This is a genomic window from Streptomyces sp. NBC_00572 (assembly GCF_026341815.1).
GTDB lineage: Bacteria > Actinomycetota > Actinomycetes > Streptomycetales > Streptomycetaceae > Streptomyces.
The window spans coordinates 2,303,364-2,317,548 of sequence record NZ_JAPENX010000001.1 but is presented as its reverse complement, the minus strand read 5'-3'; the positions used below and the strand labels follow the sequence as shown (position 1 = coordinate 2,317,548).

At 65.2% G+C, this 14,185-nt stretch carries 9 protein-coding genes and 4 rRNA genes; 12 read left to right on the top strand and 1 reads right to left on the bottom strand.

Going from position 1 to position 14,185, the window contains the following annotated elements:
- The first annotated feature begins 41 nt into the window (after nucleotides 1-41).
- The 12 genes from rrf (OG514_RS10495) to OG514_RS10440 all read left to right on the top strand — a co-directional run bounded on the left by rrf (OG514_RS10495) (nucleotide 42) and on the right by OG514_RS10440 (nucleotide 12,819).
- A 5S ribosomal RNA gene (gene rrf, locus OG514_RS10495) occupies nucleotides 42-158 on the top strand.
- 595 nt (nucleotides 159-753) lie between these two features.
- Nucleotides 754-2,279, top strand: a 16S ribosomal RNA gene (locus OG514_RS10490).
- Between the two features lie 287 nt (nucleotides 2,280-2,566).
- A 23S ribosomal RNA gene (locus tag OG514_RS10485) occupies nucleotides 2,567-5,689 on the top strand.
- 74 nt (nucleotides 5,690-5,763) lie between these two features.
- Nucleotides 5,764-5,880: ribosomal RNA gene (rrf, locus tag OG514_RS10480) — 5S ribosomal RNA — on the top strand.
- The 16S, 23S and 5S rRNA genes sit together here, the layout of an rRNA operon.
- A 67-nt stretch (nucleotides 5,881-5,947) precedes the next feature.
- Nucleotides 5,948-6,595: an HAD family phosphatase gene (locus OG514_RS10475; RefSeq protein WP_266893173.1), complete on the top strand. Its 648-nt coding sequence runs from the start codon at nucleotides 5,948-5,950 to the stop codon at nucleotides 6,593-6,595.
- 43 nt (nucleotides 6,596-6,638) lie between these two features.
- A complete protein-coding gene (locus OG514_RS10470; protein WP_266893171.1) occupies nucleotides 6,639-7,838 on the top strand; it encodes an MFS transporter in 1,200 nt (399 codons plus the stop codon).
- Complete coding sequence (locus OG514_RS10465) at nucleotides 7,807-8,982, top strand: acetoin utilization protein AcuC (RefSeq protein WP_266893169.1); 1,176 nt, start codon at nucleotides 7,807-7,809, stop codon at nucleotides 8,980-8,982. Before OG514_RS10470 ends, OG514_RS10465 begins: the two co-directional genes overlap by 32 nt.
- Before the next feature lie 104 nt (nucleotides 8,983-9,086).
- Entirely contained in the window at nucleotides 9,087-9,902 is an 816-nt protein-coding gene (locus OG514_RS10460) for a phosphatase (protein ID WP_266893167.1), read from the top strand.
- A gap of 127 nt (nucleotides 9,903-10,029) precedes the next feature.
- A complete protein-coding gene (locus OG514_RS10455) occupies nucleotides 10,030-10,239 on the top strand; it encodes a helix-turn-helix domain-containing protein (protein ID WP_015034391.1) in 210 nt (69 codons plus the stop codon).
- Nucleotides 10,240-10,403: 164 nt separating this feature from the next.
- Nucleotides 10,404-10,502, top strand: coding sequence for an AURKAIP1/COX24 domain-containing protein (locus OG514_RS10450; RefSeq protein WP_003948845.1), 99 nt, complete (start codon nucleotides 10,404-10,406; stop codon nucleotides 10,500-10,502).
- A gap of 136 nt (nucleotides 10,503-10,638) precedes the next feature.
- Nucleotides 10,639-11,733: an NAD-dependent epimerase/dehydratase family protein gene (locus OG514_RS10445; RefSeq protein ID WP_266893155.1), complete on the top strand. Its 1,095-nt coding sequence runs from the start codon at nucleotides 10,639-10,641 to the stop codon at nucleotides 11,731-11,733.
- A gap of 15 nt (nucleotides 11,734-11,748) precedes the next feature.
- On the top strand, nucleotides 11,749-12,819 hold the full coding sequence (locus OG514_RS10440) for a lysophospholipid acyltransferase family protein (protein WP_266893153.1): 1,071 nt from the start codon (nucleotides 11,749-11,751) through the stop codon (nucleotides 12,817-12,819).
- A gap of 72 nt (nucleotides 12,820-12,891) precedes the next feature.
- On the opposite strand, the gene OG514_RS10435 is transcribed toward OG514_RS10440, so the two are convergent.
- Nucleotides 12,892-14,133 (bottom strand): DUF5667 domain-containing protein, encoded by a 1,242-nt coding sequence (locus OG514_RS10435; protein WP_266893151.1) that lies wholly within the window; start codon nucleotides 14,131-14,133, stop codon nucleotides 12,892-12,894.
- Nucleotides 14,134-14,185: the final 52 nt, after the last annotated feature.

Below are 14,185 nucleotides of genomic sequence, written 5' to 3'. Positions count from 1 at the left end.
AACGAACCGTGCCGATATCCGGTTGGTTAACTTCATAGAGTTTCGGTGGTCATAGCGTTAGGGAAACGCCCGGTTACATTCCGAACCCGGAAGCTAAGCCTTTCAGCGCCGATGGTACTGCAGGGGGGACCCTGTGGGAGAGTAGGACGCCGCCGAACAATCATTGTGGGAAAGCCCCGCACCTTATGGTGCGGGGCTTTCCTGCGTTCAGGACCACTGTCTGGCCGGCGGAGCGGCTCCTCGACGGCCGTGGCCGGCAGCCCCCGTTGGGCGCCGGCCGAAGTGGCAATCCGACCCTCAGACATCTGATAGAGTCGGAGACGCAGGAAGGGACCAGCGCGAAAGCGATGGGACTCGAAAGCACCGAGGAAATCAGAACGAAAACATCTGATAGAGTCGGAACCGCCGGAAGGGCCCGGAGCGAAAGCGAATGGGACCGGAAAGCACCGAGGAAATCGGATCGGAAAGATCTGATAGAGTCGGAAACGCAAGAACGAAGGGAAGCCCGGAGGAAAGCCCGAGAGGGTGAGTACAAAGGAAGCGTCCGTTCCTTGAGAACTCAACAGCGTGCCAAAAATCAACGCCAGATTAGTTGATACCCCGTCCATCTTCGGATGGCGAGGTTCCTTTGAAAGTCCTGCCGGCCCTTGTGGCGGGTAGGCAACATACACAGCGAGGACGCTGTGGACAGTCGGCCTTATTCCGGCCTGACTGTCCCGCTCAACGCGAGTGTCACCCGATTACGGGTAAACATTCACGGAGAGTTTGATCCTGGCTCAGGACGAACGCTGGCGGCGTGCTTAACACATGCAAGTCGAACGATGAAGCCCTTCGGGGTGGATTAGTGGCGAACGGGTGAGTAACACGTGGGCAATCTGCCCTTCACTCTGGGACAAGCCCTGGAAACGGGGTCTAATACCGGATAACACCGGCTTCCGCATGGGAGCTGGTTGAAAGCTCCGGCGGTGAAGGATGAGCCCGCGGCCTATCAGCTTGTTGGTGGGGTAATGGCCTACCAAGGCGACGACGGGTAGCCGGCCTGAGAGGGCGACCGGCCACACTGGGACTGAGACACGGCCCAGACTCCTACGGGAGGCAGCAGTGGGGAATATTGCACAATGGGCGAAAGCCTGATGCAGCGACGCCGCGTGAGGGATGACGGCCTTCGGGTTGTAAACCTCTTTCAGCAGGGAAGAAGCGAAAGTGACGGTACCTGCAGAAGAAGCGCCGGCTAACTACGTGCCAGCAGCCGCGGTAATACGTAGGGCGCAAGCGTTGTCCGGAATTATTGGGCGTAAAGAGCTCGTAGGCGGCTTGTCACGTCGGGTGTGAAAGCCCGGGGCTTAACCCCGGGTCTGCATCCGATACGGGCAGGCTAGAGTGTGGTAGGGGAGATCGGAATTCCTGGTGTAGCGGTGAAATGCGCAGATATCAGGAGGAACACCGGTGGCGAAGGCGGATCTCTGGGCCATTACTGACGCTGAGGAGCGAAAGCGTGGGGAGCGAACAGGATTAGATACCCTGGTAGTCCACGCCGTAAACGTTGGGAACTAGGTGTTGGCGACATTCCACGTCGTCGGTGCCGCAGCTAACGCATTAAGTTCCCCGCCTGGGGAGTACGGCCGCAAGGCTAAAACTCAAAGGAATTGACGGGGGCCCGCACAAGCAGCGGAGCATGTGGCTTAATTCGACGCAACGCGAAGAACCTTACCAAGGCTTGACATATACCGGAAAGCATTAGAGATAGTGCCCCCCTTGTGGTCGGTATACAGGTGGTGCATGGCTGTCGTCAGCTCGTGTCGTGAGATGTTGGGTTAAGTCCCGCAACGAGCGCAACCCTTGTCCTGTGTTGCCAGCATGCCCTTCGGGGTGATGGGGACTCACAGGAGACCGCCGGGGTCAACTCGGAGGAAGGTGGGGACGACGTCAAGTCATCATGCCCCTTATGTCTTGGGCTGCACACGTGCTACAATGGCCGGTACAAAGAGCTGCGATGCCGCGAGGCGGAGCGAATCTCAAAAAGCCGGTCTCAGTTCGGATTGGGGTCTGCAACTCGACCCCATGAAGTCGGAGTTGCTAGTAATCGCAGATCAGCATTGCTGCGGTGAATACGTTCCCGGGCCTTGTACACACCGCCCGTCACGTCACGAAAGTCGGTAACACCCGAAGCCGGTGGCCCAACCCCTTGTGGGAGGGAGCTGTCGAAGGTGGGACTGGCGATTGGGACGAAGTCGTAACAAGGTAGCCGTACCGGAAGGTGCGGCTGGATCACCTCCTTTCTAAGGAGCACAGTACCGATTGCAGGCAAATGTTCTGCACGGTCAGCTCATGGGTGGAACGTTGATTAGTTGGCACGATCTTGAGGATCACTTCACAAGTACTGCTTCGGCGTGGAACGTGATGATGATGCGACGGGTCGTGCTTGGCACGTTGTTGGGTATCTGAGGGTACGGCCGTAAGGTTTGTATCTTCGCGATGCCGGCCCCAGTGAACTCGCTGCTTATGTGGCGGGGTGATGGGTGGCTGGTCGTTGCTTGAGAACTACACAGTGGACGCGAGCATCTGTGGCCAAGTTTTTAAGGGCGCACGGTGGATGCCTTGGCACCAGGAACCGATGAAGGACGTGGGAGGCCACGATAGTCCCCGGGGAGCCGTCAACCAGGCTTTGATCCGGGGGTTTCCGAATGGGGAAACCCGGCAGTCGTCATGGGCTGTCACCCATGCCTGAACACATAGGGCATGTGGAGGGAACGAGGGGAAGTGAAACATCTCAGTACCCTCAGGAAGAGAAAACAACCGTGATTCCGGGAGTAGTGGCGAGCGAAACCGGATGAGGCCGAACCGTATGCGTGTGATACCCGGCAGGGGTTGCGCATGCGGGGTTGTGGGATCTCTCTTTCACAGTCTGCCGGCTGTGAGACGAGTCAGAAACCGTTGATGTAGGCGAAGGACATGCGAAAGGTCCGGCGTAGAGGGTAAGACCCCCGTAGCTGAAACATTAACGGCTCGTTTGAGAGACACCCAAGTAGCACGGGGCCCGAGAAATCCCGTGTGAATCTGGCGGGACCACCCGCTAAGCCTAAATATTCCCTGGTGACCGATAGCGGATAGTACCGTGAGGGAATGGTGAAAAGTACCGCGGGAGCGGAGTGAAATAGTACCTGAAACCGTGTGCCTACAAGCCGTGGGAGCGTCGCTCATTGAGTTTACTCAATGGGTCGTGACTGCGTGCCTTTTGAAGAATGAGCCTGCGAGTTTGCGGTGCGTTGCGAGGTTAACCCGTGTGGGGAAGCCGTAGCGAAAGCGAGTCCGAATAGGGCGATTCAGTAGCGCGCTCAAGACCCGAAGCGGAGTGATCTAGCCATGGGCAGGTTGAAGCGGAGGTAAGACTTCGTGGAGGACCGAACCCACCAGGGTTGAAAACCTGGGGGATGACCTGTGGTTAGGGGTGAAAGGCCAATCAAACTCCGTGATAGCTGGTTCTCCCCGAAATGCATTTAGGTGCAGCGTCGTGTGTTTCTTGCCGGAGGTAGAGCACTGGATAGGCGATGGGCCCTACCGGGTTACTGACCTTAGCCAAACTCCGAATGCCGGTAAGTGAGAGCACGGCAGTGAGACTGTGGGGGATAAGCTCCATGGTCGAGAGGGAAACAGCCCAGAGCATCGACTAAGGCCCCTAAGCGTACGCTAAGTGGGAAAGGATGTGGAGTCGCAGAGACAACCAGGAGGTTGGCTTAGAAGCAGCCACCCTTGAAAGAGTGCGTAATAGCTCACTGGTCAAGTGATTCCGCGCCGACAATGTAGCGGGGCTCAAGCGTACCGCCGAAGTCGTGTCATTGCAGCATGAGGGCCAACGCCCGCTGTGATGGGTAGGGGAGCGTCGTGTGCCGGGTGAAGCAGCCGCGGAAGCGAGTTGTGGACGGTTCACGAGTGAGAATGCAGGCATGAGTAGCGATACACACGTGAGAAACGTGTGCGCCGATTGACTAAGGGTTCCTGGGTCAAGCTGATCTGCCCAGGGTAAGTCGGGACCTAAGGCGAGGCCGACAGGCGTAGTCGATGGACAACCGGTTGATATTCCGGTACCCGCTTTGAAACGCCCAATATCGAGCCCATTAATGCTAAGGCCGTGAAGCCGTTCCGGACCCTTCGGGGAAAGGAAAGTGGTGGAGCCGCTGACCCAAGGTGGTAGTAGGTAAGCGATGGGGTGACGCAGGAAGGTAGTCCAACCCGGGCGGTGGTAGTCCCGGGGTAAGGGTGTAGGGCGTTGTCCAGGTAAATCCGGACAGCACATAGCCTGAGACCTGATGCCGAGCCGATTGTGGTGAAGTGGATGATCCTATGCTGTCGAGAAAAGCCTCTAGCGAGTTTCATGGCGGCCCGTACCCTAAACCGACTCAGGTGGTCAGGTAGAGAATACCGAGGCGTTCGGGTGAACTATGGTTAAGGAACTCGGCAAAATGCCCCCGTAACTTCGGGAGAAGGGGGGCCACGTCTGGTGATCGGATTTACTCCGTGAGCTGGGGGTGGCCGCAGAGACCAGCGAGAAGCGACTGTTTACTAAAAACACAGGTCCGTGCGAAGCCGTAAGGCGATGTATACGGACTGACGCCTGCCCGGTGCTGGAACGTTAAGGGGACCGGTTAGCTCTGTTTCGACAGGGCGAAGCTGAGAACTTAAGCGCCAGTAAACGGCGGTGGTAACTATAACCATCCTAAGGTAGCGAAATTCCTTGTCGGGTAAGTTCCGACCTGCACGAATGGCGTAACGACTTCTCGACTGTCTCAACCATAGGCCCGGTGAAATTGCACTACGAGTAAAGATGCTCGTTTCGCGCAGCAGGACGGAAAGACCCCGGGACCTTTACTACAGTTTGATATTGGTGTTCGGTTCGGCTTGTGTAGGATAGGTGGGAGACTTTGAAGCCGTGACGCCAGTCATGGTGGAGTCGCCGTTGAAATACCACTCTGGTCGTGCTGGATGTCTAACCTCGGTCCGTGATCCGGATCAGGGACAGTGTCTGATGGGTAGTTTAACTGGGGCGGTTGCCTCCCAAAGGGTAACGGAGGCGCCCAAAGGTTCCCTCAGCCTGGTTGGCAATCAGGTGTTGAGTGTAAGTGCACAAGGGAGCTTGACTGTGAGACCGACGGGTCGAGCAGGGACGAAAGTCGGGACTAGTGATCCGGCGGTGGCTTGTGGAAGCGCCGTCGCTCAACGGATAAAAGGTACCCCGGGGATAACAGGCTGATCTTCCCCAAGAGTCCATATCGACGGGATGGTTTGGCACCTCGATGTCGGCTCGTCGCATCCTGGGGCTGGAGTCGGTCCCAAGGGTTGGGCTGTTCGCCCATTAAAGCGGTACGCGAGCTGGGTTTAGAACGTCGTGAGACAGTTCGGTCCCTATCCGCTGCGCGCGTAGGAATATTGAGAAGGGCTGTCCCTAGTACGAGAGGACCGGGACGGACGAACCTCTGGTGTGCCAGTTGTCCTGCCAAGGGCATGGCTGGTTGGCTACGTTCGGGAGGGATAACCGCTGAAAGCATCTAAGCGGGAAGCCTGCTTCGAGATGAGTATTCCCACCTCCTTGAGAGGGTAAGGCTCCCAGTAGACGACTGGGTTGATAGGCCGGATGTGGAAGCCCAGTAATGGGTGGAGCTGACCGGTACTAATAGGCCGAGGGCTTGTCCTCAGTTGCTCGCGTCCACTGTGTTAGTTCTGAAGTAACGAACCGTGCCGATATCCGGTTGGTTAACTTCATAGAGTTTCGGTGGTCATAGCGTTAGGGAAACGCCCGGTTACATTCCGAACCCGGAAGCTAAGCCTTTCAGCGCCGATGGTACTGCAGGGGGGACCCTGTGGGAGAGTAGGACGCCGCCGAACAATTTTTAGCCTCAACCCCCGGACCTTGTCCGGGGGTTGAGGCATTTTTGCGTTCTAGGCTGGGCGCATGCGCTACGACCTGGTGATCTTCGACAACGACGGTGTGCTCGTGGACAGCGAGCCGATTTCCAACACCCTGCTGGCCGGCTATCTGACGGAGCTCGGGCATCCCACCACGTACGAGGAATCGGTGCGTGACTACATGGGGTCCGCCATGCACCGCATTCACGAGCTCGTCGAGGAGCGGAGCGGCGAGCGGTTGCCGGCGGAGTTCGACGAGACGTTTCACGGTCGGGTCTTTGCTGCCTTCCAGGCCGAGTTGGAGGCCGTGCCCGGGGCCGGGGCCGTGCTCAAGCGGCTTGCCGATGCAGGGGTTCCATATTGCGTGGCCTCCTCGGGGAGTCACGAGCGGATCCGGGTGGGGCACCGGAAGACCGGGCTCGACGCCTGGTTCCGGGACGAGATCGTCTTCAGTGCCGAGGACGTCGGTCGGGGGAAGCCGTCGCCCGATCTGTTTCTCCACGCCGCCTCGCGGATGGGAGTGGCGCCCGAGGGGTGTGTGGTGGTCGAGGACAGCCGGCTCGGGGTCCAGGCGGCGGTGGCGGCCGGGATGGACGTGTACGGGTTCACCGCGATGACGCCCGAGGAGAAGCTCGCCGGGGCCAACGGGTTCTTCCGGACCATGGACGAGCTGCCGACGATATTGGGACTGTGATCCATCTACCCCCGGGTAGGTTCCGGCCGTACGCTGTGCCGCCATGACGGATGCGCGGTTGCGGCGTGGGCGGGGATCCCTGGCGGTCAGTTTCTTTGTGCAGGGGGTCACCTTCGCCCTGCTCGTGACCCGAATACCGGCGATCCAGGACCAGTACGGGATCTCGGACGGGCTGTTGCCGGCCTTCCTGGCCGCCGTGCCGATCCTGGCCGGTGTGGCGAGTGTGGTGACCGAGAAGGTCGTCGCGCGGGTGGGGCCCGCGGTGGTGCTGCGGTGGGCCCAGCCGTTCGTGCTCCTGGCGCTGCTTGCCGTGGGGGTGGGGGACCAGCTGTGGCACGCGGCCCTCGCCCTGGGGCTCTTCGGGCTCGCGGTGGGTGCGCTGGACGCCTCCATGAACATGCTGGGGGTCAGCCTCCAGCGGGCGTACGGGCGGAGCATCATGCTCGGCTTCCATGCCTCGTACAGCCTCGGCGGGATCGCGGGGGCCTCGCTGGCCTGGGTGGGGGCGCACTGGCACCTGTCGCTCTTCGTGTCCTACCTGCCGGTGGTGGCGGTGCTGCTGCCGCTCACGTTCGTGGGCAGCCGGTGGTACGTGGCCGGTGACGACGGGCCCGTCGAGGAGGCGGGGGAGAGCAAGGGGAGCGGTGTCGCCTTCAAGCTGCTGCTGCCGCTCTGTCTGGTGATGACCTTCGCGTACATCGGGGACTCCACCGTCTCCAACTGGAGTGCCAAGTACCTCCAGGACGTGCTGGGCGGCTCGGAGGAGCTGGCGACCGTGCCGTACAACGCGTACATGGTGACGACGTTGCTCGGGCGGGCCGTGGGGGACTTCGGGGTGCGGCGTCTCGGGGCCGTGGCGGTCGTGCGGGCCGGGGCCGTGCTGGCGGCGCTGGGGTTCGCGGTGGTGGCGGTGTCGCCGGGAGCCTGGGTGGGGATCGCCGGGTTCACGGTGCTCGGGTTCGGGCTGAGCGTGATCGTGCCGCAGACCTTTGCCGCGGCCGGGCGGTTGTTCCCCGGGGCGAGCGACGCGGCGGTGGCGCGGCTCAATGTCTTCAACTACGTCGGATTCCTGATCGGGTCCCCGTTGGTGGGGGCGCTCGGGGACGCGTGGAGCTATCGGGGGGCGATGGTGGTGCCGATGGTGCTTGTCCTGGTGACGGTGGTGTACGCCACGTCGTTCGGTTCGCGCGCGGCCCGATACGGTGGCGGGCATGAGCGGCCGCGCACTGTTGATGTGGGATGAAGCTGTCACGCAGTACGACTTCGGGTCCGAGCATCCGATGGATCCGGTACGGCTCGCGCTGACCATGTCGCTGGTGCGGGCGTATGGGCTCGACCGGGCCGTGGACGTGGTGGCGGCGAAGCCGGCGGGGGATTCGACGCTGCGGCTCGTCCACCGCGAGGACTATGTGGCGGCGGTGCGGGCCGCGTCGGTCGATCCGCGGCATGCCGACCAGGCGTACGGGCTCGGCACGGTCGACGATCCGGCGTTCACGGGGATGCACGAGGTGTCGGCGCTGATCGCCGGGCAGTCCGTGGGCGCGGCGGAGGCGGTGTGGCGCGGGGAGGCCGCGCACGCGGTGAACTTCGCGGGCGGGTTGCATCACGCGATGCCGGGGGCCGCCTCGGGGTTCTGTATCTACAACGACGCGTCCTTGGCGATCGCCCGGCTGCTTGAGCTGGGGGCCGAGCGGGTCGCCTATGTGGATGTGGACGTGCATCACGGGGATGGGGTGCAGGCGGCGTTCTGGGAGGACCCCAGAGTGCTGACCGTCTCGCTGCACGAGCATCCGCGGACGCTTTTCCCGCAGACGGGGTGGCCGGAGGAGACCGGTGCGGCCGGGCCCGGTGAGGGCGGGGCCGTGAACGTGGCGCTGCCGGCGGGGACGGGGGACGCGGGGTGGCTGCGGGCCTTCCACGCGGTCGTACCGGAGCTGATCGCGGACTTCCGGCCGCAGGTGCTGGTCACCCAGCACGGGGCTGACACGCACTTCGAGGATCCGCTGGCCCATCTGGCGGTGTCGCTCGACGCTCAGCGGGCGGTGCAGGAGGCCTGTCACGAGCTGGCGCACGAGTACGCGGAGGGGCGCTGGCTGGCCCTGGGCGGCGGTGGGTACGCGGTGGTCGATGTCGTACCGCGGTCGTGGACGCATCTGGTGGGGATCGCGGCGCATGCTCCGGTGGACCCGGAGTCGGTGATCCCTTCGTCCTGGCGGGACGAGGTGTACGCGCGGACCCGGCAGCTGGGGCCGGGGCGGATGACGGACGGGCGGTGGCCGGTGGGCTTCCGGGACTGGTCGGAGGGGTACGACCCGGCAGACCGGCTGGACCAGGCGGTGCTGGCGACCCGCAAGGCGGCTTTCCCGTTGCGGGGGCTGCTCGCCTGACTCCGGGGCGTACCTCTGGACCGTTCGGGTGGGCGTTACGCCGACTGTGGGGTGTCCGGGGGGTTTGGGCTTCGCGGAGGGGGTGTTCCGGCAGCATCGGGAGGGTGTTGAGTACCGGGGCGCTGCGGGCGCATCTGTTGGCGGCGGGGTTGGCGGGAACGGTGGCGACGTCGCGGGAGGAGAGCCTGCGGAGCTATCGGCTCTTCGCCGCGCGCGATCCGCGGGTGTTACTGGGGCTGGATCCCACATGGGGGTGGGGTGAGGCCGATCTGTTGCGGCTGATGGCCGACAAGTGCGGGGTGTCGGGGGATCCGGCGCACCGGTCGGGGCCCGATGTCATCGATCCCGAGCGTACGTTGAGGGGGCTCGACGCGTTCGCGGCGCGGTTGGGGGCGGCGGCCGCCAGGCGGGTTCCGGTGCTCCTGGGGACGGGTCATCCGCACCGTCTGCTCGGTTTCTACGTCGCTCTCGCAGACGCCTTGTCGGCGGCGGGATGTCTTGTTCTCACACCGGCGCAGGGGCGATGTGTCGACATAACGACCCGGTTCGGCGTACGCACGTACCTCATCGACTACGTACGGGGGGTCGCACTGGTGCGAGAGCCGGGGCCGTCGGGGGGTGGGCGCGAGCCGGGGGCGCACTCCCACTCGCCGCTGCCGGTTAGGGCGGTTCTGGAGAGTGCGGCGGAGGGGGGCGGGCCGCTGCCGGAGCTGGTGGTCGGGGATCACGGATGGGTCTGCGGGGCAGGTCAGCTGGGTATCGAGGCCATCGGTCTCGCCGATACGGATGATCCGGCGCTGTTCGTCGGTGAGGCGGAGGGGCAGGTGTCGGTGGCCGTTCCGCTTGATGACGGCGTGCGCTCCGACTACTACCGTCCGCTGACGCGCTATGTACTCAATCGAGCGTGTCTGTCACGGTAAACGGCAGGTGGTAGCTCCTCTTCCCCACTCGTACCACCCGCCCCTAGTCTGGAGAGTGAGCGCTCGGCGACGAAGAGTCACCGGAGGGGAAGCCGGTGGGCGTCGCGGCGGAAGGTACAGGTGGGTCATGGCTGCTGGCGAACGACCTCTCAACGAGGTCAAGTTTCTGACCGTGGCGGAAGTCGCCTCGGTGATGCGCGTGTCCAAGATGACCGTGTACCGCTTGGTGCACAGCGGTCATCTGCCGGCGATTCGGGTGGGCAGGTCCTTCCGGGTGCCGGAACAGGCGGTTCACGAGTACCTGCGGGAGTCCTTCGTGGGGGTGGGGACCGCGTAGCGCAAGCGTGGCGACAACGCCGGTAAAGCTCCGTATGTCCCTCGGATTACAAGCGGGGTGCTCGGGACGGTAGGCTAGGCCGACGTAGGTCGTGTGGGCCCAGACGCCCCGCACCGATCCCCGCCGGGAGGCGGGGATGTTCCGAGAAGTGAGCGAGGGTAGTCGTGGGCTCTGTTATCAAGAAGCGGCGTAAGCGGATGGCCAAGAAGAAGCACCGCAAGCTGCTGAAGCGCACGCGCGTTCAGCGTCGCAACAAGAAGTAAGGCGACCGCTGCACCGCAGCATTTCGCGCCAGACGTGGCCCTTCACCGTTCGCGGTGGAGGGCCACGTTTTATTTGCGCGGAAATCTTGAGGCGCTACGGTGTCGACCAACGGAAGACGGACGGAAGGCGCTGATCTTGGGCAAGGTCGTGCTCGTCACCGGTGCCGCCCGGCATCTCGGGGGTCGCTTCGTGCGGCGGATCCAGCGGGATCCGGAGGTGGAGCGGGTGATCGCGGTGGACGCGGTCGACCCGGCGCACCAGCTCGGCGCCGCCGAGTTCGTACGGGCCGACATCCGTCGGCCGGAGATCGCCAAGGTCCTCGCCGAGCACGACGTCGACACGGTGGTCCATCTGGACGTCACCGGTACCGCGATCGGCGGCGGCGGCCGTACGTCGGTCAAGGAGACCAACGTCATCGGCACCATGCAGCTGCTGGGCGCCTGCCAGAAGTCGCCGCGGATCGGCCGGCTGGTGATCAAGTCCAGTACCAGCGTCTACGGCTCCGCACCCCGCGACCCGGCGGTCTTCACCGAGACGACGCCCGCGAAGTCGCTGCCCAGCGGGGGCTTCGCCAAGGACGCCGTCGAGGTCGAGGGGTACGTACGGGGCTTCGCCCGGCGCCGCCCGGACGTGGCCGTGTGCGTGCTGCGGTTCGCGAACATCCTCGGGCCCCGGATCGACTCCCCGCTCGCCGAGTACCTGGCGCTGCCGGTGCTGCCGACCGTTCTCGGCTACGACCCGCGTCTGCAGTTCGTCCATGAGGACGACGTCATCGACGTGCTGCGCCTCGCGGCGCACGAGCCCCGCAGGGCGACCCTGAACAGCGGCACCTTCAATGTGGCCGGCGACGGGGTGCTGCTGCTGTCCCAGTGCGCGCGGCGCCTCGGGCGGCCGACCGTGCCGGTGCTGCTGCCGGCCGTCACCTGGGTGGGGACGGCACTGCGCACGATCGGGATCACCGACTTCGCGCCCGAGCAGATCCGGCTGCTCACCCACGGCCGGGTCGTGTCGACGGTGCAGACGCGCGAGGTCCTGGGGTTCTCGCCGCGCCACACCACGGCGGAGGCCTTCGCGGACTTCGCGCGTGGCCGGGGGCCCGGGCTGCTGCCGCCTGAGATGCTCGCGGGGGCGGTGGACCGGATCGCGGGGCGGCTCGGGGCGTCGACTGCGGCGCGGGCCGTCCCCGTACCCTCCGTACCCCCTGTTCACCCTGTTCACGACGGCGCCTGAGGAGACCGGACAGCGATGGCGGACGCCAAGGTCATTCCGTTCGACGACGACCGGTCCCGGTCCCGGCGTCGGCCCGCGCGTGCCGACGGCGAGGCAGCGGCCGTACGGGCCCTGCCCGGGCCGCAGCAGGGCCCCCAGGGGCCGGAGGGGGACCAGGAGGGTCCGTCCCTCGGTGAGGCCGGGGAGGCCCCTGGTGCGGACGCGGGGGCCGAGGGCGGCGCCGCTTCCGGTGCGGGTGTCGGGGGCGGTGGCTGGGAGCGGCGGCTCGCGGGCGGGCTCGCGTTCCTGCGGCGTCGGATCACCGGTGACTACGAGGTCGACGAGTTCGGCTACGACGAGGAGCTCACCGACCAGGTCCTGATGTCGCTGATCCGCCCTCTGTACGAGAAGTACTTCCGGGTCGAGGTGAAGGGCGTCGAGAACATCCCGGCCGAGGGCGGGGCGCTCATCGTCGCCAACCACTCGGGGACCGTGCCGCTGGACGGGCTGATGATGCAGGTCGCCGTCCACGACCACCATCCGGCCGGGCGGCACCTGCGGCTGCTCGCCGCCGACCTGGTCTTCGTGCTGCCGATCGTCAACGAGCTGGCCCGCAAGGCGGGGCACACCCTGGCCTGCGCGGAGGACGCGGAGCGGCTGCTGCGCGCCGGTGAGATCGTCGGTGTGATGCCGGAGGGCTTCAAGGGGATCGGGAAGCCGTTCGGGGAGCGGTACAAGCTCCAGCGGTTCGGGCGGGGCGGCTTCGTGTCGACGGCGCTGCGGGCCGGGGTGCCGATCGTGCCCTGCTCGATCGTCGGGGCCGAGGAGATATACCCGATGATCGGGAACGCCAAGACGCTGGCGCGGGTGCTCGGCTTCCCGTACTTCCCGCTCACCCCGACCTTCCCCTGGCTGGGGCCGCTCGGGGCGCTGCCGCTGCCGACGAAGTGGACGATCCAGTTCGGCGAGCCGATCCCGACGGACTCGTACGCGCCGGAGGCGGCGGAGGATCCGATGCTGATGTTCAACCTGACGGATCAGGTGCGGGAGCAGATTCAGCACACGCTCTACAAGCTGCTCGTGCAGAGGCGGTCGGTCTTCTTCTGATCCGGGTTCCGTGAGGCTTCGAGGCAAGGAAGAAGGGGCGCCCCCCGTCCGTGGGGGCGCCCCTTCTTCTTGTTAGCGAGCGTCCTCGCTGTCGATGCCGAGGCCTGGAAGCAGGCCCGGCAGGATGGGCGGAATGGTCACGTCCGGCATTTCGGGTGTCGTCTGGCCGTCCGTGGGGTCGGTCGGTGTGCCGGTCGGGGTGGGGGGCTTGAGCAGGCCGCCGGCGCTGCCGCCGAGGAGACCGTCGTCCTCCGGCGAGTCGGTGCCGCCGTCCGCGCTCGGGCTGGTGTCCGTGCTCGGGCCGGACGGGCGGGGCGGTGCGGAGTGGCTGCCCGAGGGCGGGGCCTCGTGGGTGGACGGCGGACGCTGGGTGTCCGTGCCCTGGGGGTCGCGCGGAGCGCTGGGGCTGCCGCTGGGGCTCTCCGTGCCGATCGCGCCCTTCTCGGGGGTGCGGGGGAGCACGGACTGGAGTGGCTCGACCTCTTCGTCCATGGCGTCGAACACGTGGGTGACCTCGCTGCCGACGTCCGCCAGTTGGACGGGGAGTCGGTCGCGGAGGCCGTTCCAGGTGTCCCGGTGGGCCTGGGCGAAGGAGTTGAGCCGGGCCATCGGGGCGATCCCGCCGTCCCGCTCGTACGCCTGGCGGAGCAGGCGGTGGCCTTCGGTGGCGTCGTGCTTCATCCCGCCCAGGACCCGGCGGATCTCGGTGAGGGACTCGTGGTCGAGGTCGCCTGAGCGGCCGCGTTCCATGAGTCTGCGGGCCTCGCTGAGGCGGGTGGATGCCTGGTCGAGGTAGATGCCGCCGCGGTCCGCGTCGTCGTCCGCCATTCCCAGCTTGATGTCTTCCATGCCTCGCTTGAGCCCGTAGAGCGAGTCACCGGGAAGCGCGTCGGAGCTGGCAGCCGCCACTCCGCCGAAGGCACCCGCCGCCACACCGACCGTGAGGCCGCCTGCGGCGAGGCCCTTCGTCCAGCGGGAGCGGGGTCGCAGTTTCCGAAGTGGGGATGCCCGGTGGGCTCCCTTGCCGCCGGCGGTGCGCTGCTCGGGCACCGTGGGGCTCCCGGCCGCGCTCCCCTCCATGAGCATCGCTTCCATGGCGGCGACGAGCTGGGCTCGCTGCACCACCTTGACCTCGGGGTCCAGCTGTGGCTTCGGCAGTTCGCCGAGGCCGTTCGCCAAGGCCAACAGCCGCCCCCGCTCGGCCGGTTCTGCCGGAGTCTCCGGCTGCTCGGCCGCCGCGCCCTCGGACTCCCGGTCCTCCAGGGCCTGGGCGAAGGCGTTCGCCCGCCGGTGCGCCGATACGTTCGCGATCACTGGCGGCACCTCCTCTCGTCATGACGGTCGACTCCCCGGGGTGTCCGGAAGG

Excerpts from the sequence above, each read along its gene's own strand:
- OG514_RS10455 (WP_015034391.1), top strand. The coding sequence starts at position 10,030 with ATGGCTGCTGGCGAACGACCTCTCAACGAGGTCAAGTTTCTGACCGTG.
- OG514_RS10470 (WP_266893171.1), top strand. The coding sequence starts at position 6,639 with ATGACGGATGCGCGGTTGCGGCGTGGGCGGGGATCCCTGGCGGTCAGT.
- OG514_RS10440 (WP_266893153.1), top strand. The coding sequence starts at position 11,749 with ATGGCGGACGCCAAGGTCATTCCGTTCGACGACGACCGGTCCCGGTCC.
- OG514_RS10465 (WP_266893169.1), top strand. The coding sequence starts at position 7,807 with ATGAGCGGCCGCGCACTGTTGATGTGGGATGAAGCTGTCACGCAGTAC.
- OG514_RS10475 (WP_266893173.1), top strand. The coding sequence starts at position 5,948 with ATGCGCTACGACCTGGTGATCTTCGACAACGACGGTGTGCTCGTGGAC.